This window comes from Halosegnis sp. (assembly GCF_042216475.1).
Lineage (GTDB): Archaea > Halobacteriota > Halobacteria > Halobacteriales > Haloarculaceae > Halosegnis.
The window spans coordinates 58,207-78,234 of record NZ_JBDGTV010000011.1; the positions used below are offsets into that span (position 1 = coordinate 58,207).

A 20,028-nucleotide genomic window follows, 5' to 3' on the forward strand; every position below is an offset into this window, starting at 1 on the left:
GAGGGTCGGGCGGCGCGCCCTTGACTCGCACGGTCCGACAGACCAACGTGGGGGCAGGTCGAACGCTGGGTGTGCAGTACCACGTCGACGGCGACCTCGTCGCCCGCGAGGAGGCGACAGTCCACGTGGAGGACCGCGGCTTCCGCTACGGTGACGCCGCGTTCGAAACCTGTCGCGCGTACGGCGGCGAGGTGTTCGCATGGGAGCGGCACCGCCGGCGGCTGGCGAACACCTGCGAGACACTGGGGATGCCCGACGCCGTCCCGGCCGATCTTGCCGTCCGCGTGGCGGAGACGCTCGACGCGAATGACCTGGCGGATGCGTACGTCCGCGTCTCGGTCACTCGGGGCGTCCAGCCGGGAAAGCTCACTCCCCGGGAGGCGGTGGACTCGACAGTGGTCATACAGGTGAAGCCGCTGCCGCGGGGTGGTGTCGACAGCGATCCGGTGTGGGATGGCCACGCGACGGTCCAGACGGTGAAAACGCGCCGGACACCCTCGGCGGCGGTGCCTGCCGACGCGAAGACACACAACTACCTGAACGGTATCATGGCGCGGCTGGAACTCCGCCGGGTGACCAACGAGGGGTATCAGCCGGACGAGGCGCTCTTGCGGGATATCGACGGTAACCTCCAGGAGGGGACGACGAGCAACATCTTCTTTATTGACGACGGGACGCTGAAGACGCCCGCAACGGGGGAACTGCTCCCTGGTATCACCCGCGAACACGTGCTTGAGCTGGCGGCTGATGAGTCGTTTCCCGTCGAAACCGGCACCTACAGCGTGGACGACCTCCGGGAGGCCGACGAGGCGTTCCTCACGAACACGACGTGGGAGCTCAGACCAATTGACGAGGTCGACGGTCTCCAGGTGGGGAGCGGCCCGGTGACGAACCTGCTCCGCCGGCTCTACGACCAGCGAGTGGAGACGCGCTGCTACTAGCCGTCGTGGTTTTGTGCCGGCGGCCCAACCGGCGACCGTGACGGAGTACGTGCGCCGCTACGAGCAGGCGGTGGGGGCACTCGCAGACCGACATGGGCTCGATATCACGTCACGGCACCTCCAGGTCGACGTCGGCCCGGTTGAGCGGGTCCACACACTGGTCGCCGGCGAGGGCCCGCCGCTGCTGTTGTTGCACGGGGTTGGCGTTGGCGCGAGTTCGTGGCTCCCGCTGGTAGCCGGCTTGGCCGAGCGGTTCACCTGCTACGCTGTCGACCGACCGGGCAGAGGGTTGTCAGATCCGCTGGACAGCACGCGTGTCGATATCCGACCGTTCAACGCTAACCTGTGTGCGGCCACACTCGACGCGCTCGGCATCGACTCCTGTCCACTCGTCGGGAACTCCTTCGGCGGCTTCCAGGCGCTGGCGGCCGCACTCGACCGGCCAGCCCTGGTCGACCGGCTCGTTCTGCTTGGTGCGCCGGGCGGGTTGAGCGGCGCGTTCCCGCTGTCCGCGCGCCTGAGCGGGCTTCCCGTGGTCGGCGAGCGGCTGGTCGGGCTGACAGAACCCGACGACATCGAGAGTGCCCGCCAGCTGTTCGGCCGACTGATGGTCGTCGACGAGGCATCGCTGTCGACGGAACTGCTCGCCGCCTATCTTGCCGAACTCCAGCCGCCGGGCCGCCGCAAGAGCCTTGCATCCGTCTTCCAGGACAGCCTGGGGCTCTCGGGCGTGGATTCCGCATACATGCTGCGAGAAGAGCTAGGGGACATCACTCAGCCGACGCTGTTCGTCTGGGGAAGCGAGGATCAGTACTTTCCGCCATCAGTTGGGCGGGCTGCCGCAGCCGAGATGCCCGACGCGGCGATTCGCGAACTCGACGGGCTGGGGCACGCGCCTTGGCTTGAGCCGGACGACCGCGCGCTCGCCGCGACCCGTACGTTCCTTTCCTGAGGCGTCGCCGGCGGCTGTCCACAGCGTCAGTGGCTGTTGTGAGCAACACCGCGGGCCGTCGTTCTTGCGTCGATAGCCAACTGGGACCCGTTTATTTCTGGAACGCTGCGAGTACGCCCGCGCCGTCGGTCCCCGCGCCGTTCGGCCCAGCGACATCCGGCAGGGTCGCCCGCTCAGGATGAGGCATCAGTACCGCCACCGTCTCCCGCTCACCGAGGACGCCCGCCACGTTGTCTTTCGACCCGTTGGGGTTGGCCGCATCCGTCACGTTCCCGTCCGCATCACAGTAGCGGAACAGCACCCGGTCGTCACGCTCGAGGGCCGCGAGCGCGTCATCCTTAATCTCGAAACGCCCCTCGCCGTGAGCGATGGGCAGCGAGACGACGTCGCCGGCGTCAAACGCGCGGGTGAACGGTGTGTCGGCATTCTCGACACGCAGGTGGACGTGTTCACACTGGAAGCGGGCCGACCGGTTCGTCGTGAACGCGCCGGGCGTCAGCCCGGACTCCGAGCCAATTTGTGCGCCGTTGCACACGCCGAGGACGGGGACGCCCGCCTCCGCGGCCGCGCGGACCTCTTCCATCACGGGCGCACGAGCGGCCATCGCGCCGGCCCGGAGGTAATCGCCGTACGAGAAGCCCCCTGGCACGACGACGCCCGCGACGTCCTCGGGGAGACCGTCTGCGTGCCAGACGATTTCGGCGTCGACGCCGAGATGCTCGAGCGCCGCGAGCGCGTCGCGGTCGCAGTTCGAGCCGCCGAAGCGGACGACGGCGACGGTCATGCGTCGCCCGTGTCGGCCTCCGCGACGGCCACCTCGTAGTCGTGGATGGTCGGGTTCGCCAGCAGTCGCTCGGCCATCTCGTCAGCCCGGGCGGCAGCGGCGTCGGCGCTGTCGGCCGCGAGGTCGATCTCGAAGCGGTCGGCGCTACGGAGATCGGCGAGTTCGAATCCAAGCCGCTCTAGCGCCCGCTGGGTCGTCTCGGCCTCGGGGTCGAGTACCCCGTGTTTCAGCCGGACGGTCACCGTCGCGGTGTAGTCGGTCATCACCCGCGCCTGCGCGTCAGTGAATCAAAACGCTTGTGGGTCGGCGTCGGTGTACACGGACGTGCACAGCGAGCGACGCAGAAAGCGCGCGGTTTTTGCCCGGCCGGTGGCGCACCACGGTATGGAACGGAGCGGGTCGGCGTGAGCCGCCGATACACCGAGATTACCGTCGTCGGCGACGACAAGACGGGCATCATCGCCAAAGTGACGACGCTGCTGTTCGAGCGGGAGATCAACATCGAGGACGTCGATCAGGCAGTCCGAGACGGACTGTTCCGGATGACGTTGCACGTCGATACCGCCGAAATGACCTGCAGCCAGTCGGAGCTGCGGGCCGCACTCGCGGACCTGGGGGAGGAGATCGGCCAAGACGTCCGGGTGCGATTCCCCGCTGACCGCGAGACCCAGTCGATTGCCGTGCTGGCAACCAAGGAGAGTCACTGTCTGGAGGCGCTGTTCGCCGCGTGGGCCAACGGCGATTTCGACGCTGAAATCAGCGTGATCATCGCCAACCACGAGGACCTCCGACCGCTGGCCGAGCAGTACGATGTCCCGTTCCACCACATCGGCGACGAGCGCGGCACGCCCGACGAGACGGCACTGCTGGACCTGCTCGACGAGTACGCGGTCGATCTTGTGGTGCTCGCGCGGTATATGCGTATCCTCAGCCCGGAGGTCGTGTTCCGCTACGAGGACCGCATCATCAACGTCCATCCGTCGCTGCTGCCGTCGTTCCCCGGTGCGGCCGCCTACCGACAGGCGCGCGAGGAGGGCGTGCGAATCGCCGGTGTCACCGCCCACTACGTGACGACCGATCTCGACCAGGGACCGATCATCACGCAGCGGGCTTTCAACGTGCCCTCGGACGCCGATGTCGAAGAGATACAGCGACGGGGACAACCGCTCGAAGCCGAGGCGCTGCTGGAGGCGGTCCGTCTCCATCTCGACGATGCGGTGTACGTCCACCGCGGCCGGGTCGAACTCCGCGAAGCTGTCGACCGCGAGCGCTACCAGCTCGGTCTGCCGTCGGAGTTGGAAGAACTGCGGGCTGACCGGCCAGTTGACGGACTGGCTGCGGCACTGGGCGAGGAGTGACTACAGGTCGCGGACGGCTGCCACCGCCTCCGGAAGCGACGGCGCGTCGAACAATGATTGGTCGAGATAGGTCTCCGCGCCGGCCGCGTACATATCACCGACGGTCGTAAGTACGGCGTCGGGTAGTGGCGCCGGCGCGGTCTCGCATAGCGTCCGCCAGTCGGCGACGTCCTCGCGTTTCGCCCGCTCTTTGGCGTCGGCGACGGCGGCGACCCACTCGGGTTGCTCGCGCTTGTGGTACTGGCGGAGTACCTCCTTGGACAGTTGCTGGCCGTCGTACGAGAACCGGTTCTCGTCGAAGGTACCAACAACATCGGCCACGAGCAGATCGCCGTTGACATAACAGCACTCGATCTTGCCGTCCTCGTGGACGAGTCCCGTTCGGGCGGCCCGCTCCGTGATGAGGTCGTTCACCTCGCGAGCGAGGGCATCCAGAGCGGCGATATCGGCGGCGCCGGCGATACGGTCCGCCTCCGCCCGCGAGAGGTACCGGTCGGACTCCTCGAACTTCGTGGAGAACTCCACGACCGGCTCAGGAAGGTCGACAGGTTCGTCAGGCCACTCATCGGCGTCGAGACCGTAGTCGGCGGGGCGGCCACGCGTACGGAGCGACGACCCGACGGGGACGGTGTTGCGGAACACAACCTCCAGCGGGACGAGGTAGTTGTCGCCCGCGGCCGCGTGGAACGCGTCGTAGTCGTAGGTACGCCCCTCGTGCGGGAGGTCAGGCACCTGTGTCAGCCCAATCGCCATCTCGCGGGGCGGCTCCTCCACCTCGGCCAGCGGGACGGGCTCGCCGTCGACGACGACTCCCCGGTAGTGGGTGGGAACGTCGGCGGCCTCAAGCAGCTCAAAGTTGGCCGCCCCCATCGCACACAGCGCCGTCCCCTTGCCCGGAATCTCGTCCGGCATCGGCCCCCAGTCGAAGACGGAGTAGTCATCGGTGAACACGAACGCCCCCCGGCCGAGCGACGACGACGTGGCGGGTTCGGCCACCCGGAACTCCTTGACGCTCGTCATACCTCCGGCATCGGCGGCGCGCGCATAGTGGTTTCCCATTCCCGGTGAGCCGGCGCGGCGAACCGTTAAAGCATCCGAGCACCGAACCATCGGTCGATGCGGCTCGACGACTACATCGAGGGACTCGATGAGGACGAGCAGGCGCGTCGGCGCCAGCTCGCCGAGGAGAAGTCCTACGCCATCACGGACCACCTCGAGGCCGTCGAGCAATCGATGGACGAGACTATCCAGGGTGACGCACTGTTCGGGTCAACCGCACCGGGCGTCTTCGTCGGCCGGTCGTCGTACCCGGACGTGTCCGCGGGCGTGCTCGCCCCCGTTGCCGAGCCGGAGCGGGCGGCCGCCTTCGAGACTGGCCCCCACTGGTACGAGCGCGGGTACACGATCGACGATGTGTTCCGCTCGCGGACGAACCTGCTCAACTCCACCCGGCGAACGAACGTCCACGTCGCCGACGAGTGGGACGGGTTCACTGGCGTCCAACGAGAGGTAGCCATCGCCGACCGGCCCGTCGATGTTGAGGTTGGGCTCGACGGTCGCCCAGAGGTGGACATGGACCTCTCGTTTGCGGATATCTCGACGCCGACTGGCCCGCGCGCCACCGCCGAGTACGCCGATCTCGCCGAGAATCCACACGTCCCCAAGCCGGTTGAGTACACCCTCTCGGACGACGACTGGAAGGCCGAGGGCGCCATCACATATCTCTACAACCGTGGCCTCGACGTGTACGATATCGAGAACGTGCTGTCCGCGGGCGCGCTCGGTCAGACCGACGAGCGGAAGCTCGTCCCCACCCGGTGGTCGATCACCGCTGTCGACGATACCGTCTGTTCGTTCCTTCGCGGCCAGCTTCACAACCGGCCGAGCGTCGACGCGACGGAGGTGTGGTACAACGAGTATCTCGGCAACCGCTTCTGGGTGCTGCTCGCGCCCGGTGACTTCGAGTACGAACTCGTCGAGCTGAAGGCGCCCGGCTCCGTCTGGAACCCCGCAGGCCGCGGGTACGCAGTCACCAGCGATTACGAGGGGTTCGAGGGCCGGACCGACTACGCCGACGAGACCGCAGGCGCCTATTACGCGGCACAGCTGGGCGCCCTCGAGCACCTTGCAGACCGCGGTCGACAGGCAAAGGTGCTTGTCGTCCGCCACGTCACCCCTGATTACTGGGGGCCGGCCGGCGTCTGGCAGGTACGCGAGACAGTCCGGAACGCCTTCGAAGAGGGCGAACCCGGCACGGCCGAGACGCTCCACGATGCTATCCGTGAACTGCTCGACCGCTGGCCGGTCGATTTGGAGACGCTCCGGCGCAATTCTGAGTTGGTCGCCGGCGTCCAGTCGCGGCTGACGGACTACGCGCGCCAGGAGTAGCGGTCAGTCCTCGAGGTTCGCCCACGCCGCCTCGACGAGTTCGCCCGTCTCCGCGACGATGTCGGCCATCGTCTCGTCGTCGGGCGCCATCCCGACGAGCCGTGCAATCTTCATGATGGAGACGTGATAGACCGTCTGAACGCCCGGCTCTTCCTCCCAGACTACGACGTTACACGGGAACAATCCGCCGATTCGGTTCTCGGAGGCATCGAGCGCGCGGTCGGCCATCCGCGGGTTGCACGCGCCGAGCACATGATACGGGTCGCGGTCGGCGTCGACCTTCTCGTTGAGGAGCTCGGACGGCGAGAATTCGGTCGCGACACCGAACCCTGCGTCGAGAAACGCCTCACGGACGTGCTCGACGGCGTCCTCGTGAGGCATCTGGAGCGTCGTCCGTTTTTCGCCGATATTCTCTGAATCGAGTCGGGTCGGGTCGACCGGGAGCATAGCGACTGTAGTCGCCGACGCGACAAAAGCGCGTGGCGAACGCTTATCCGGTGACGCCTCCTTTTATGTACAATGACTGTCTCCACCGTCTGTTTCGACCTTGACGATACACTCATCCGCTACGACCAGGACCCTGAGGCCGTCCTTGAAGAAGCGTTCCACCGGGCAGGGGTAGGCCCGTTCTGTACGCCCGACCAGTTGTGGTCCGTCGCCGCGGATACCCCTGAGGCGGCCGACGACCACCAGTTTCTCACCTATCTGTTCCGCGAGGCGGCAGCCCAGTTCGGCGGGCCGACAGAGACGGCCGCGACGCTCGCACGGACCTACGAGGCGGCAACAGACCACACCGCTGTTTCCTTCCGACCGGGCGCAGAGGCGGCGCTTGCAGCTGCCCGCAACCTCGGGCCGGTCGGACTCATCACGAACGGTGGGCCGGAGGTCCAGCGGACGAAACTGCGGACACTCGGGCTTGAGAACACCTTCGCGACCCGAGTGTACGCGGGCGCGGACACGCGGCCCAAGCCGGCCCGAGAACCCTTCGACCGCGCGCTCACCGAACTGAACGCACGACCACAGGAGACGCTGTACGTCGGTAATTCGTTACATCACGATGTCGCGGGCGCGAAGGGCGCAGGGCTCCGTGCGGCGTGGTATCCCCGCGAGAGCGACCGCGATGATACCCCGGACCGGCACCCGCCAGACCACACGTTCTCGTCGCTGGCAGAGCTGTCGACCGTTCTACAGGGGTAATCAGGCCTGGACGGCGAGGCCCGCTCGATCGAGTGCCTTATCTACATCGGCATCGTCGTGGACGACGGCACTGACCGCGGTCGTGATGGCTTCGGGGTCATCGTGCTGGAAGATAGACCGGCCCATCGAGACGCCGGCGCCACCGGCGTCCATCACCCCTCGGACGGCCTCGACGGTCTCGCGGTCGGTCCCCTTCGCGCCCCCGGCGATAACGACCGGGAGCCGGGTCGACTCGACGACATGCTCGAAGCTGTCCGCGTCCCCGGAGTAGCCCGTTTTCACGACATCCGCTCCCAGTTCCTCGGCGAATCGGACGGCGTGGCCCAGCGCCTCGGGGTCCGAGCCGTCGACACCCGGCCCGCGGGCGTACGCCATCGCAAGGACGGGGATGCCCAGCCGTGCGGCCTCGTCGGTGACGGCCGCGAGATCCTCCAGCTGTTTCGGCTCGTACTCGGAGCCGACGTTGATATGCAGGGAGACGGCATCCGCGCCCGCGCGGACCGCTGCCTCGACGCTCCCGGAGATGCGCTTGTCGTTCTCGTCGGGGCCAATCTCGGTGGAGGCGTTCAGGTGGACAATATATCCCTGGCCGTTCTTGTTGTCGTGGACACGGGGAGCGATTCCCTTCTGCGTGAGGACGGCATCGGCGCCGCCGCGGGTGACGCCGTCGATGGTTGCCTCGATGTCCTTCAGGCCCTTCACGGCCCCCATGGTGATGCCGTGGTCCATCGGGACGATGAGGAACTTCCCGTCCGTGCTGATACGGTCGAGCCGCGCGGAGACGCCTGTGTGCATGTGTGTCACCGTTCCGGTAGAGCGGTTCAAGTTCGTTCCGGTGTCGGCCGGTCGCCAGCGCCGGCGACCGCGCCCTCTTTCAGTTCCCGACACAGCGCCTCGAGCCGGTCGGCCGTCTCCTCGACAGACGCGTCCGACTCGTGGCCCTCGGCGACCACGTCGACGAGTGCTGAGCCGACGATAACGCCGTCGGCGCCGCCGGCGACTATGGCCCGGGCCTGTTCGCCATTCTTGATGCCGAAGCCGACGGCTTTCGGGATGTCGTACGCACGGAGGCGCTCCAAGCTGGCGGTCGTCTGCTCGCTCACTTCGTTGCGGGCGCCCGTGACGCCTAGCCGCGCCTGTACGTACACGTATCCCGACGAGAGCGACACCAGCCGGTCGAGCCGTTCGTCCTCGGTTGTGGGCGCGACGATGAAAATCAGGTCGCGGCCGTGCTCGTCACAGGCCGCCCGGAGCGGGCCCGCCTCCTCGGCGGGGAGGTCCGGGACGACGAACCCCTCGATTCCCGCCTCGGCCGCGCGCCGGACGAACGGCGCCGGTCCCTGCTCGTCGCCGTACTGGTAGATGAGGTTGTAGTAGGTCATACAGACGACGGGCACGTCCACGTCCAGCGACTCGACGAACGTGAAGTAGCTGTCGACGGTCATCCCGCCCTCCAGTGAGCGTACGATTGCACTCTGGATGGTCGGGCCTTCGGCGATAGGTTCGGAGAACGGAAGCCCAAGTTCGATTACATCGGCACCGCCGGCCGCAAGTGCCTCGACGTAGTGCCGTGAGGCGTCGACATCGGGATCGCCGGCCGCAAGGTACGGGACGAACGCCGGCTCGTCCGCAAAGGCCGCGCGGATGCGGCTCCCGTCGTGGCTCATCGGAAGACCTCCATCTCGGGAGCGTTCGGGATGTCGCGGCGATCCGTCTCCTCGAGGGCCGCCTCGAGGTCCTTGTCGCCGCGTCCGGAGACGTTGATGACGATGAACTCACCCAACTCGCGGTCCGTCTCTTCGATGAAGCCGAACGCGTGGGCGGTCTCCAGCGCGGGGATGATACCTTCCGCCTGCGAGAGCCGGTGGAACCCCTCGAGGGCGGCATCGTCGTCCACATTGACAGCCTCGACGCGCCCCTCGTCGACGAGGTGAGCGAGTTCGGGGCCGACACCGGCGTAGTCCAGTCCGGAGGAGACGGAGTGTGACTCCATAATCTGGCCGTCGGAGTCCTGCAGGAGCTTCGTGCGCGCGCCGTGGAGAACGCCCTCACTGCCGGTCGACAGCGATGCGGAGTTGGGGGCGACTCCCTCTTCTTCGTCGACGGACAGCGAGGAGCCGCCCGCCTCGACGGCGTAGAGGTCGACGTCGTCCTCGATGAAGTCGGCGAAGATGCCCATCGTGTTCGAGCCGCCGCCCGCACACGCCAGCACTGAGTCGGGGAGCCGGCCGTACTGCTCGCGGGCCTGTCGGCGCGTCTCCTCGCTGATGACACGGTGGAAATCACGCACCATCGCGGGGAACGGAGCGGGACCGACGATGGAGCCGATGACGTAGTGAGTCGTCTCGACGGTGGTCGCCCAGTCGCGCATCGTCTCGGAGATGGCCTCCTTCAGCGTCCCGCGACCGGTGGTCACGGGGTTCACCTCGGCGCCGTTGATGCGCATCCGGAACACGTTGGGGCGCTGGCGGTTGATGTCTCGCTCGCCCATGTAGATCTCACAGGGCATCCCAAGGTGGGCCGCGGCCATCGCCGTCGCGGTGCCGTGCTGGCCGGCGCCCGTCTCCGCGATGATGCGCTCTTTGCCCATGTAGCGGGCGAGCAGACACTGGCCGAGCGCGTTGTTCAGCTTGTGGGCCCCACCGTGGAGCAGATCCTCACGCTTCAGGTACACGTCGCGGTCGTACCGCTCCGAGAGGGTATCGGCCCGCTGGAGCGGCGTTGGCCGACCGCCGAAGTCGCGCAGCCGGCGGCGGAACTCGTCCATGAAGCCATCCTCGTTGTGCAGGACGTACCGCTCGTAGGCATCCCGCAGTTCCTGGATCGCCGGCATCAGCGCCTCGGGCACGTACTGACCGCCGTAGTCGCCGAACTTCGTGTCGGCCTCCGTTGAATCAGTCTCTGACATGGGTGAATCGGTGGGTGTTCTCGCGGACGTTACCGTCCATGATGGCCGAGCCGACCAGCAGGGCGTCGGCACCGGCCGCCCGCATCCGGCGGACGTCGTCTACTGCTGTTACGCCGCTCTCTGCAATCAGCGTGACGCTCTCGGGTGCTGCAGGTGCGACCGATTCGAACGTAGAGAGGTCCACCTCCAGCGCCCCGAGATCGCGATTGTTGACGCCGACGAACTCCGCGCCGGCTGCGACGGCCCGCTCGAGCTCTGCGCGGGTATGTGTCTCCACGAGCACCTGGAATCCCCGGTCGCGGGCAGCCGTGACCAGTGGCGCCAAGTCGTCGACAAAGCGGGCGATGAGCAGCACCACGTCGGCCGCGACGACATCCAGCCCCGCCTCGTCCAACACGAAATCTTTCCGCAGGACGGGAACGTCGACGGCCGCACGCACTCGCTCCAGCGTCTCGGGGGAGCCGCCGAAGTGGTCTGGCTCCGTCAGCACCGAGAGTGCGGCCGCACCGCCGGCAACCATCTCCTCGGCAAGCGCGACGGGGTCGTCATCGCGGCGGCCGTCGGTCGTTGGGCTGGTCGGTTTCACCTCCGCGATGAGCGGAACGCGCCCATCGGCCTCGCTGCTGGCGAACGTAGCCGATAACGAGCGCGCGTCTACGTCGACCTGCCGGCCATCGCCGCGGCCCCGTTCGCGGGCGGCCTGAAGAATCGACCGCACCTCCGGGGCGAGCTCAGTGTTCATGTGTGTACAATGACGGACGCATCTGTACAAAAGGGTTGCGCCCCGAACGGCGGCCTTTTGCCCGTCGCTACCGACCGCTCGAACATGCCTTTCGTCACCAAACTCACGTTCGAGAGCGGGGACCGAGAAGTGCTCGACCGCGTGGTGACAGATATCAAAGAGCGCGCCGAGCGGAAGGGAGTCGAGCTGAAGGGCCCCCACCCTCAGCCTGCGACGGAGGTAGCTGCCCCCCAACAGAAGCGACTTGCCCCCGGCGACTCCTACGAACCGTGGCACTACAGCGTCTACACCCGTGAGATAGAGATACACGCCTACGAGGCGTTCGCACGCGATGTCGCCGGCGACGAGTATCCCGCCAGCGTCCATGTTGAGGCGAGTGTCAAGCGGACGTAGCAGGGAGGTTTTTGTCCCGGCCTGCGTGACACGGGTATGAGCCTGACGAGCCACGACGCGCTGGTTGCCCTGCGCCGTGACCTCCACCGCTACCCAGAGCCCGCCTGGCGAGAGTTCCACACCACCTCGCGCATCGTCGACGAGCTGGAGCGTATCGGCGTTGACGACCTGTTTATCGGCCGCGAAGTGCTCGCGGATGGCGAACGGATGGGGGTTCCCGATAACGAGGAACTGGCCGCGTGGCACGAACGCGCCCGTGAAGCGGGCGCCCGCGAGGATGTCCTTGCGAAGACGGAGGGAGGCTACACCGGTGCAGTCGCCGTCATCGAGCAGGGTGAGGGACCGACGGTCGCACTCCGGGTCGATATCGACGCGCTTCCGCAGCGGGAAGCAGACGACGACGACCACGTCCCTGCTCGCGAGGGGTTCCGCTCCGAGGTGGACGGCTACATGCACGCCTGTGGCCACGACGCCCACACGACCATCGGGCTGGGCATCCTCCGACGGGTAAAAGAGTCCGACTTCCAGGGAACATTCAAAGTGCTGTTCCAGCCGGCAGAGGAGGTCGTCGGCGGCGGGAAGGCGATGGCCGAGTCGGGCCATCTCGACGATGTCGACCACCTGCTGGCGCTCCATGTCGGCCTCGACCATCCGACGGGCGAGGTGGTCGCAGGTATCGACGGGTTCCTCGCCGTCTCGCATCTCCACGCAGAGTTCACGGGCCACCCTGGCCACGCCGGTGCCCGCCCCGAGGAGGGCCGCAACGCGGTACAGGCGATGGCCGCCGCCGTTCAGGCGCTATACGGTATCCCACGCCACTCCGACGGGGCTACACGGGTGAACGCCGGTCGCGTCGAGGGCGGCACCGCGACAAACATCATCCCAGAGTCCGCGCGAATCGAGGCGGAGGTGCGCGGCGAGACGACCGACCTGAAAGAGTACATGCTCGAGCGCGCCGACGAGGCGCTCGCGGGCGCTGCAGCGACGTACGGCTGTGAGGTCGACACGCATATCGTCGGCGATGCGCCCAGCGCGACCAGCGACGAGAAGCTGGTCGAACGCGTGGCCGATGTCGCGGGCGGCGTCGACGGCGTCGACTCAATCGTGCGCCGGGACGACCTCGGCGGCAGCGAGGATGCCACATACCTGATGCAGTACGTCCAGGATCGCGGCGGTCGGGCCTGTTACGTCGGCATCGGTACCTCGCATCCCGGCGGCCATCACACCGCCACGTTCGACGTGGACGAGCCGAGCATCGCCATCGGCATCGATACGCTCGCGGGCGTTGTCGAAAGGCTGTCGACGGACAGCTGAAACCGTTCGTTCTGTTTATCACCGTTCAGCGGCCTGAACACGGCCGAACGGCTTACCCCCCTTATCTATCCCCGGCCGGTAGGGTCGGATGCGATGAGCCTGAAAACGTACGCCGCGGCACTGCTCGCGGCACTGGTGGTGACGGCCGGTGCGGCCGGCGCGGTCGCCGCCGCCCCGGGGAACAGTGACGCAGCCGCGCCCGCAGACGCGCGCCCAGACGAACAGACCGGTGACCAAGCTGCCGAACAGCCCGACAACGCGACGGACACGGAAGCAACCGGTGACGCGCCAGCTGCCGCGGCTGCCGGTGACGGCGCCGCTGAGCAGCGCGGGCCGCCGGCCGACATGCCCGAACAGGTGCCCGGCCACGTCGAACAGATTCACGACCTCATCGGGCAGTTCCTCAACGGCGAGCTGTCGGACCTCGGGAGCGCAATTAGCGACGTGACGCCGGACGACGAGAGCGACGAGGGTGACGCGAGCCAGCAGGGCGAGGAACTAACGGCGACGCCGACCCCTGACGGCTCGACTGCCTGACCGCGAGACTCGTTTTCGACCGCTGTACGCGCTCAGTATTTCGGTTCGGCGCCGGTGGTCGCGTACACATCGTCCATGATGCTGTCGCGCTCGCTGCGCCAGGCTTCGAAGTCGCCCGGCGCGTCCGGGTACGACTCATAGTGTTCGAGCAGTCGGTCGGCGACATCTTTCGTCCGGTAGAGATCAATCAGCGTGTCGAGGTGGCCCCGTGCCTTCCAGAGCGTCTTGAGCGCGAGCCACGGGGAGACGCCCGACGAGCCCGAGTAGAGTGCATCAGCAATCTGCTCGCCTGGAAGCGCACCCGCCAGCGCGGTCAGGTCGCTAATCTCGTAGGCCGTCGAGAAGATATTGTAGACGTCAAGGGCGGCGTAGCGAGCGCCGAAGTGGTCCATCACACGGCTGTTGTACTCCCACAGCGACGGCTCACTTGCGTCACCAGTCTCGATGGCCTCGATCGTCTGTTCTGCGGCATACTTCCCGGCGTAGGCCGCGCCAGCGATGCCGCCTCCGGAGATGGGGTTCACGTGGGCTGCAGAGTCGCCTGCGGCGATGTAGCCGGGGGCGACCGCAGAGTCGTACGTCCGGCGGGTGGGGAGTGCCGCGCCAAGCTTGTCGACGACGGTGGCCCCCTGGAACTCGGGGCGGTCGTGGATGTCTGCTCGGAGGTCGTCGACGAGCTTCATCGGCTCCTCGTTCATCTGGAAGCCGAGCCCAACGTTGATCTCCGTGGGGGTGCGCGGGAAGTACCACAGGTAGCCCGCCGAGCGCTTCGTCGGCTTCAACACGAGGGCATCCGACCAGTCGACGGGCTCGTCGACCTCAAGTACCTCCCGGTAGGCCGAGGAGAACTGCGAGTAGCGGACATTGGTATCGAAGGTGGTCCCCGAGAAGTCTGTCTTGTCCTGGAGGATCGATAGCGCTCCAGCGCAATCGAGTACCATCTCGGCCTCGTACTGAACCGGCTCCCCCTTCCGGGTGGCCTGCAGGCCGGTGACGCGGCCGTCGTCGGCCTGCACGACGTCTTGGACGACGGTGTCATAATCAAAGCGCGCGCCGGCTTGCTCGGCGGCGTCGATGAGGATACGGCCGTACTCCCAGCGGTCGATAACGGCCAGTTCGCCGGGGACGGGAATGTCGAGCGCGACCCCCTCGCGAGGTGCCTCGAAGCGGCCGTGGTCGACATCTGTGTTGGTGAACGCAGGTTCGAGCGCCGACTTAGGGATGGCCTCGGGGAACTTGTTGGCGCCTTTCAGCGCGTCGCCGCAAGCGATGTGGCCAGCCTCCTGCTCGTCCTTCCGCTCAACGACGGCAACATCGAAGCCCGCTTGGCCGAGCGTCGCGGCGGCATAACAGCCGGCCGTCCCGGCGCCGACGACCGCGACGTCGACTGAGCGTGTACTCATTACCCGCATTGGCCACCCCACGGTAAAAACTCTTTACGAGCGCTCGTCGCATCGGTAAAGAGTTTTGTCGGGGGTGAGCGTACTGAGTGTATGACCGAGTACGTGGTCGAGTTCGTCGGGACGGGCGAGACGATGACCTGTTCCGACAAGGAGACCATCCTCTCGCGGTGCATCGAGGAGGGCATCGCTCAGGAGTACTCCTGCCGGGTGGGGATGTGTCTCGCCTGTACGGCGAAGATACTCGAGGGGGAGGTCGAACAGACCGTCGCCGAGCAGCGCGCATTCACCAAAGAAGAGGCCGAGGAGTACGCGCTCACCTGCATGGCCCGCCCACAGTCTGACCTGCGATTGGACCGCGGGAAGTACCCACCAAGCATCGAGAACGACGCCGCCACGGAGGGGGCCGGCTCCGCGTTCGCCGACGACTAACCGGCGAGGAACCTTTCTTCGGCGCGCGTTCAACTCTGCCCGTGTATCGTCGGCTGCTGCTCGTGGGCTGCCTGCTGCTCGCGGGGTGTGGCACCGCGACTAGCGGCGGGCCCACCGAGACGACGGTTACGCCGGCGCCGGTGCCCAACGCGGAGCAGGCGACGGCGGGCGCGACCGGGACGATCGGTCCCTCGGCGGCGGTCGACCGCCGGCCCACCTGTGAGCGGACACCGGGGCGTGTCGTCGAGATACAGGTGGCAGCGCTGCGCGCCGAGAACCGCACGGCGGCCATCAACACGACCTGGCAGTTCACCGCCCCTGACGCGAGACGCTTCTACGAGTCGCGAGCCGCGTTCCGCGAGACGCTGGAGACATCCTTCAGCGCCCTGCTGAACGCGACGGCGATCGAATTCGGGCCGACCGTCGTGGTCGGCAACGAGGCGAGCCGCGAAGTACGGGTCACTGCTGGTGGAGAGCGGGCGACGTTCGAGTGGGAACTGGAGCGCCAGTGGGGCGGCCGCTACGAGGCCTGCTGGATGACGACAGTCGTGACACGAGAGCGAGACCGCCGTGCAGGCGAGTGAAAGTAAGCGGCCGGCCGCTTAGTCGTCGGCCGGTTCGGGGTCTGTCTCCAGGTCGACAGGCGGGGCGGCGGCCTCGGCGTTGTGCTGGCGGGCCAGCTCGCGCAGTCGATTGGAGACACCGGGCGCGGCATCCGCGGGCACCTCGCCGTCGTACTCGTCGAGATCCTCGACCGCCACAGGGAAGGTCCGGAGATCGTAGTGGTTCTGGATCCCACACCGGGCCCCCTCGCCCATCGCAGTCGGAATCTGGTTGTGGCCGGGAGTGACGTCGCCGACAGCATAGACGCCATCCACGTTCGTCTCGCCGTGGTCAGTGACGGCAATGGTCCCGTCATCGTTGAACTCGACGCCCAGCGACTCCGCGAGTTCGGTATTGTAATCGCTGCCGTACATCGGGAAGCCGCCGCGGTACTCGCGAGTCTGGCCGTCTTCGAACGTGAACGACTCCAGCCAGCCGTCCTCGCCCTTCTGCATTGACTCGATATCGGCCTCGACGACATCAACCGGGTGTGCCTCGAGCTGGCGGGCGGTCTCTTCGCTCCACTCTGGCTCGTCGCCTCGGGTGAGCAGGTCCACATCGTCGGTAAAGTTGAGCATAATCATCGCGACTTTCGCCGCGGACTCGCCGGTGCCCATCACGAAGACCGGCTGGTCGACGAACATGTAGGCGTCACAGTGGAGACACCAGTGGAGTCCACGGCCGGTGCGGGGCAGCGGCGGGTCGGGACGCACGTCGGAGAAGCCAGTCGCCAGCACGACGTGCTCGCTGATTACCTCAATGTTGCCGGCGGTGACGTCGAACCGGCCATCCTCGCGCCGCTCGATATCACTCACGAAGTCTTGGTGGTAGTCGGCGCCGTATGCCTGAATCTGCTCGCGAGCGGTCTGGAGGAACTCGTTGCCGCTCACGTCCTCCGTGACTCCGATGACATTGTGTGTGTCCAGCATCATCGCGGCGCGGCCGCCGCCGCGGTTAATCATCGCGGTATCGTGGCCGAGCCGGGTCGTGTACAGCGCCACCGTCAGGCCGGCTGGGCCGCCACCGACGACTGTTACCTCGTACTCCGGAGTATCCGTCATGGACATGGGTAGTGCCGCCAGGGGTATAACTCCGACGTGAGTTGGTGGTAACCGGACGTAACCGCCAGCGAAGACACGACCGCTCGTGGAGCGAAATCGAGAGATATTGCCACTCTTCCGTCCGAGTTCGGCGGCTACTGGCGTCCAACTGGGTCGGACGTGGGCAAGGCGAGACACTATAAGTACGCAGTCCGTACATTCGGGTGACCCTACAGCGGTCAGGGGCCGTGCCCCGACAAGGGACGAGGGATACCACATGACCAGTCGCGTATTCAGACTACATTCGACACTCGAACTGCCGCTCGACGACGTGCACGACTTTTTCGACGAGGTTGAGTTGCCCGTCGAGATTGCCGACGTCGACATCACCCGACGAAACAACACGCTCATCGTCAAGGCCGTGTCGGCGGAGGACAACATCTCCAAGTACACGCCGACGGCCCAGCTGAAGGCGAGCGTTACCGAGAATCGGGTGTACGAGAACGAGGACGGCGAGTGGGTCGAGGAACAGCCCGAAGAGGCCGAGCCCAGCTTCGGTGGGGGCGGCGGCGACGGTCCCTCGTGGGGCAGTCTCGCTCAAGAGGAAGAAGAGCCGGAAATCAACTCTAAGCTCCGCGAGTACGCCTGCTTCAAGGGCGACCGCGAGACGGTGCTCCAGAACACGGCGCTCCAGTATCCGATGTTCCAGGTCCTCCGCAAGCTGGCGCTGTTTGCCGAGCGCGGCGAATTGACCGCGATCGCCGCCGTCGACGGCGAACTCGAGGCCCATCGTATCGTTGACGGCGAGGAGCGGGCCGCCACCATCGAGATCGTCGAGGACCCCCGCGAGCGGGATGCCGACGGTTCCGTCGAGTGGCGGGACAACAAGTTCATCTCTAACTGATCCCGGGACGGCCGGCGGGCCGTTCCAAGTCGAAAACGGTTTAGGGATTCTAATTAGATGTCATTAACACGCGATGAGCGAGTTCTCCGATTACCTTGACGTCGATTACACGGACGGCGAAGGCGAGTCACCCGACGAGTACCCGAGCATCGAGCACAAGATAGAGAAGGCGCTGGAGGTCGTCGAGACCGGCCTGCGCGAGTACCGGAACCCAGCGGTGATGTGGACCGGCGGGAAGGACTCGACGCTGACGCTGTACTTCGTGAAAGAGGTCGTCGAGCAGTACGACGACCTGGAGATGCCGCCGGCAGTGTTCATCGACCACTACCAGCACTTTGACGAACTCATCGAGTTCGCCGAGCGGTGGGCCGACCGCTGGGACGTCGAGCTGCTGTACGCCCGCAACGTTGACGTCGGCCGCTACGTCGACGAACACGGCCTCGACCCCGGCGACGACATTCCCGTTGCCGAACTGTCCGAGCACAACCAGCACCACATCCGGAACATCCTCGAGTACGAGGAGGAGACGTTCCCATTCCTGCTGGACACCTACGTCGGCAATCACCTGCTGAAGACGGTCGCGCTCAACGACACGCTTGAGTCGGAGAACATCGACGGTATCATCTCCGGCATCCGCTGGGACGAACAGGAGGCTCGCGCCGACGAGACGTTCTTCTCGCCGCGGCACGACCCCGACATCTACCCACCTCACGACCGCATCCAGCCCATCCTGCAGTTCATGGAAGCGGACGTCTGGGACGCATTCTGGTACTTTGTCGTCCCGGAGACCGTCGAGGGCTACCCCGAAGAGGGGTACGTCCCGCAAGGATTCGACGATCTCCCGGAGGGTATCACCCACGAGGATATCCCGGTGTCGCCGAAGTACTTCGCGGGTTTCCGCTCGCTCGGCTCCGAGATCTCAACCGACAAGTCCGCCGAAGAGCCCGCATGGCTCCAGGATATGGAGAACACGACCGAGCGCGCTGGCCGCGCCCAGGACAAAGAGGACCTGATGGAGCGGCTGCGCGATCTCGGCTACATGTAACCAGACGACTCCACACCCCTTCTTCTGTTCACACGTCTGACGAGCGTCACTACCGCGCTGCTGCGCGGTATTCACCGAACTTCACGCCGATTCCCAGACACAGCGCCCCGAACACGAGCATCGACGGGGCGACCATCATCAGAATCGTGCTGGCCGTCATCGGGAGGGGCGCGGCAACGAGTCCGGCAACGCCCAGCGCGACGAGCCCGAGGAAGACGGCGACCGTGGTGGTCGTGTCAAACTCCATATCAGCTCGAGGACCGCCAGCCCGAAAACGGTTCAGGAACCGGCCGGTTCCTCCTCGCCGGCCGGTCGCACCACATCCGCCAACGTGACGACAATCCCGAGCAGCCAGCCCAGCGGCACGGCCACGGCAAACCACATGGTGACGTACGCGACCCCTTCAAGATCGTACGAGGAGCGGAGGAATGCCGCCAGCTGGGCCGGCGCGACATTATCGAGAAACCACACTGCAAGGTCGAAGCTCCGGGGGAGCACTGCCGAGGCGACGGTCGGCGAGTACAGCGCCGCAACGACCGGCGGGAGGAACAGGGCGGTCGTGGCGAACGGATACGCGAAGAGAACGGTGGTCGACCGGCCGTCAATCCGGAGGAAGCCGTACGCAAGGAGGCTGGCGACGACGGCCGTGACCGAGGCGGCGGCGACGGCGTAGAATCCCTCGGCGGTCGCGCCGAACCGGATTCTCGCCAGCGCTGTCAGCGCGCCCCACGCAACGACGCCAAGCAGGAGGACACCGATTGCGCCCAGCCGGGTGACGCCGCTATCGATACGGCGTGTGTAAAACCGGGTCGCCAGCCCGACCAGCACGAACGGGTACAATAGGGCGATGATCGGGACGCCGAGCGTGGCCCAGATGTTGTACTTCAGTCGGTCGGCGGTCGTCGACGGCTTCCACTTCCCGAGCACGGAGTGTGCGTGGCCCCGCTGGCGTGGGAACAGGAGTTCCATCCACGTCTCGTGGAGCGTGACGACATCAAACTTGACGGCGGCGACGACGCCGTCACGCTCCCGTCCCTGCTCGGCTGCCATGTGCGATAGGTTCGGTCGCGCTCACCTGAACCTTCCGGCC

Annotated in this window: 24 protein-coding genes; 12 read left to right on the forward strand and 12 right to left on the reverse strand. The window is 66.4% G+C overall.

The window, feature by feature from the left end; translation table 11 throughout:
- Positions 1 to 71 precede the first annotated feature (71 nt).
- Both ABEJ63_RS07610 and ABEJ63_RS07615 read left to right on the forward strand, forming a co-directional pair.
- A complete protein-coding gene (locus ABEJ63_RS07610) occupies positions 72 to 941 on the forward strand; it encodes an aminotransferase class IV (RefSeq protein ID WP_375795756.1) in 870 nt (289 codons plus the stop codon).
- Positions 942 to 978: 37 nt separating this feature from the next.
- The gene (locus ABEJ63_RS07615) at positions 979 to 1,893 is read left to right on the forward strand and encodes an alpha/beta fold hydrolase (protein WP_375795757.1); all 915 of its coding nucleotides are present in this window, start codon (positions 979 to 981) and stop codon (positions 1,891 to 1,893) included.
- Positions 1,894 to 1,984: 91 nt separating this feature from the next.
- Here ABEJ63_RS07615 and purQ read toward each other — a convergent pair whose 3' ends face one another.
- Both purQ and purS read right to left on the reverse strand, forming a co-directional pair.
- Positions 1,985 to 2,677 (reverse strand): phosphoribosylformylglycinamidine synthase I, encoded by a 693-nt coding sequence (gene purQ / locus ABEJ63_RS07620; protein WP_375795758.1) that lies wholly within the window; start codon positions 2,675 to 2,677, stop codon positions 1,985 to 1,987.
- On the reverse strand, positions 2,674 to 2,940 hold the full coding sequence (gene purS, locus ABEJ63_RS07625) for a phosphoribosylformylglycinamidine synthase subunit PurS (protein WP_375795759.1): 267 nt from the start codon (positions 2,938 to 2,940) through the stop codon (positions 2,674 to 2,676). The genes purQ and purS overlap by 4 nt, the downstream gene beginning before the upstream one ends.
- A 141-nt stretch (positions 2,941 to 3,081) precedes the next feature.
- On the opposite strand from purS, the gene ABEJ63_RS07630 reads away from it, so the two are divergent.
- Complete coding sequence (locus tag ABEJ63_RS07630) at positions 3,082 to 4,035, forward strand: formyltetrahydrofolate deformylase (RefSeq protein WP_375795760.1); 954 nt, start codon at positions 3,082 to 3,084, stop codon at positions 4,033 to 4,035.
- Here the strand turns inward: ABEJ63_RS07630 and ABEJ63_RS07635 are convergent, their stop codons facing one another.
- Entirely contained in the window at positions 4,036 to 5,055 is a 1,020-nt protein-coding gene (locus ABEJ63_RS07635; protein WP_375795761.1) for a phosphoribosylaminoimidazolesuccinocarboxamide synthase, read from the reverse strand.
- Between the two features lie 96 nt (positions 5,056 to 5,151).
- Between ABEJ63_RS07635 and nreA the strand changes: the two genes are divergently transcribed.
- On the forward strand, positions 5,152 to 6,423 hold the full coding sequence (gene nreA, locus ABEJ63_RS07640; protein ID WP_375795762.1) for a DNA repair protein NreA: 1,272 nt from the start codon (positions 5,152 to 5,154) through the stop codon (positions 6,421 to 6,423).
- Between the two features lie 3 nt (positions 6,424 to 6,426).
- Here the strand turns inward: nreA and ABEJ63_RS07645 are convergent, their stop codons facing one another.
- Entirely contained in the window at positions 6,427 to 6,870 is a 444-nt protein-coding gene (locus tag ABEJ63_RS07645) for a DUF302 domain-containing protein (RefSeq protein WP_375795763.1), read from the reverse strand.
- A 72-nt stretch (positions 6,871 to 6,942) separates the two neighbouring features.
- Between ABEJ63_RS07645 and ABEJ63_RS07650 the strand changes: the two genes are divergently transcribed.
- Positions 6,943 to 7,620 carry an HAD family hydrolase gene (locus ABEJ63_RS07650; RefSeq protein WP_375795764.1) on the forward strand — a complete coding sequence of 226 codons (678 nt, stop codon included), beginning with the start codon at positions 6,943 to 6,945 and terminating at the stop codon, positions 7,618 to 7,620.
- Here ABEJ63_RS07650 and ABEJ63_RS07655 read toward each other — a convergent pair whose 3' ends face one another.
- The 4 genes from ABEJ63_RS07655 to trpC are packed head-to-tail and all read right to left on the reverse strand — an operon-like array spanning position 7,621 to position 11,270.
- Positions 7,621 to 8,415, reverse strand: a complete 795-nt coding sequence (locus tag ABEJ63_RS07655) for a 2-amino-3,7-dideoxy-D-threo-hept-6-ulosonate synthase (RefSeq protein WP_375795765.1) — start codon at positions 8,413 to 8,415, stop codon at positions 7,621 to 7,623.
- A 26-nt stretch (positions 8,416 to 8,441) separates the two neighbouring features.
- Positions 8,442 to 9,287, reverse strand: a complete 846-nt coding sequence (trpA, locus tag ABEJ63_RS07660) for a tryptophan synthase subunit alpha (protein WP_375795766.1) — start codon at positions 9,285 to 9,287, stop codon at positions 8,442 to 8,444.
- Entirely contained in the window at positions 9,284 to 10,528 is a 1,245-nt protein-coding gene (gene trpB / locus ABEJ63_RS07665; RefSeq protein ID WP_375795767.1) for a tryptophan synthase subunit beta, read from the reverse strand. Before trpB ends, trpA begins: the two co-directional genes overlap by 4 nt.
- Positions 10,515 to 11,270 (reverse strand): indole-3-glycerol phosphate synthase, encoded by a 756-nt coding sequence (gene trpC, locus ABEJ63_RS07670; protein WP_375795768.1) that lies wholly within the window; start codon positions 11,268 to 11,270, stop codon positions 10,515 to 10,517. The genes trpB and trpC overlap by 14 nt, the downstream gene beginning before the upstream one ends.
- An 84-nt stretch (positions 11,271 to 11,354) precedes the next feature.
- Here trpC and ABEJ63_RS07675 point away from each other — a divergent pair, with 84 nt between their 5' ends.
- The 3 genes from ABEJ63_RS07675 to ABEJ63_RS07685 all read left to right on the forward strand — a co-directional run bounded on the left by ABEJ63_RS07675 (position 11,355) and on the right by ABEJ63_RS07685 (position 13,514).
- Entirely contained in the window at positions 11,355 to 11,663 is a 309-nt protein-coding gene (locus ABEJ63_RS07675) for a 30S ribosomal protein S10 (RefSeq protein WP_375795769.1), read from the forward strand.
- 36 nt (positions 11,664 to 11,699) lie between these two features.
- Complete coding sequence (locus ABEJ63_RS07680) at positions 11,700 to 12,977, forward strand: amidohydrolase (RefSeq protein ID WP_375795770.1); 1,278 nt, start codon at positions 11,700 to 11,702, stop codon at positions 12,975 to 12,977.
- A gap of 93 nt (positions 12,978 to 13,070) precedes the next feature.
- The gene (locus ABEJ63_RS07685; protein ID WP_375795771.1) at positions 13,071 to 13,514 is read left to right on the forward strand and encodes a hypothetical protein; all 444 of its coding nucleotides are present in this window, start codon (positions 13,071 to 13,073) and stop codon (positions 13,512 to 13,514) included.
- A 32-nt stretch (positions 13,515 to 13,546) separates the two neighbouring features.
- Here the strand turns inward: ABEJ63_RS07685 and ABEJ63_RS07690 are convergent, their stop codons facing one another.
- Positions 13,547 to 14,917 (reverse strand): geranylgeranyl reductase family protein, encoded by a 1,371-nt coding sequence (locus ABEJ63_RS07690; RefSeq protein ID WP_375795772.1) that lies wholly within the window; start codon positions 14,915 to 14,917, stop codon positions 13,547 to 13,549.
- A 90-nt stretch (positions 14,918 to 15,007) separates the two neighbouring features.
- On the opposite strand from ABEJ63_RS07690, the gene ABEJ63_RS07695 reads away from it, so the two are divergent.
- A complete protein-coding gene (locus ABEJ63_RS07695; RefSeq protein ID WP_375795773.1) occupies positions 15,008 to 15,346 on the forward strand; it encodes a 2Fe-2S iron-sulfur cluster-binding protein in 339 nt (112 codons plus the stop codon).
- A 41-nt stretch (positions 15,347 to 15,387) separates the two neighbouring features.
- Positions 15,388 to 15,930, forward strand: coding sequence for a DUF4864 domain-containing protein (locus tag ABEJ63_RS07700; RefSeq protein ID WP_375795774.1), 543 nt, complete (start codon positions 15,388 to 15,390; stop codon positions 15,928 to 15,930).
- Between the two features lie 18 nt (positions 15,931 to 15,948).
- Here the strand turns inward: ABEJ63_RS07700 and ABEJ63_RS07705 are convergent, their stop codons facing one another.
- Positions 15,949 to 17,010 carry an NAD(P)/FAD-dependent oxidoreductase gene (locus tag ABEJ63_RS07705; RefSeq protein WP_375795775.1) on the reverse strand — a complete coding sequence of 354 codons (1,062 nt, stop codon included), beginning with the start codon at positions 17,008 to 17,010 and terminating at the stop codon, positions 15,949 to 15,951.
- Between the two features lie 256 nt (positions 17,011 to 17,266).
- On the opposite strand from ABEJ63_RS07705, the gene ABEJ63_RS07710 reads away from it, so the two are divergent.
- Both ABEJ63_RS07710 and ABEJ63_RS07715 read left to right on the forward strand, forming a co-directional pair.
- Positions 17,267 to 17,893: a hypothetical protein gene (locus ABEJ63_RS07710; protein WP_375795776.1), complete on the forward strand. Its 627-nt coding sequence runs from the start codon at positions 17,267 to 17,269 to the stop codon at positions 17,891 to 17,893.
- Positions 17,894 to 17,966: 73 nt separating this feature from the next.
- Positions 17,967 to 18,938, forward strand: coding sequence for a phosphoadenosine phosphosulfate reductase family protein (locus tag ABEJ63_RS07715; protein WP_375795777.1), 972 nt, complete (start codon positions 17,967 to 17,969; stop codon positions 18,936 to 18,938).
- Positions 18,939 to 18,987: 49 nt separating this feature from the next.
- Here the strand turns inward: ABEJ63_RS07715 and ABEJ63_RS07720 are convergent, their stop codons facing one another.
- The gene (locus ABEJ63_RS07720; RefSeq protein WP_375795778.1) at positions 18,988 to 19,185 is read right to left on the reverse strand and encodes a hypothetical protein; all 198 of its coding nucleotides are present in this window, start codon (positions 19,183 to 19,185) and stop codon (positions 18,988 to 18,990) included.
- A gap of 32 nt (positions 19,186 to 19,217) precedes the next feature.
- Positions 19,218 to 19,988 carry a hypothetical protein gene (locus ABEJ63_RS07725; RefSeq protein ID WP_375795779.1) on the reverse strand — a complete coding sequence of 257 codons (771 nt, stop codon included), beginning with the start codon at positions 19,986 to 19,988 and terminating at the stop codon, positions 19,218 to 19,220.
- Between the last annotated feature and the right edge of the window lie 40 nt (positions 19,989 to 20,028).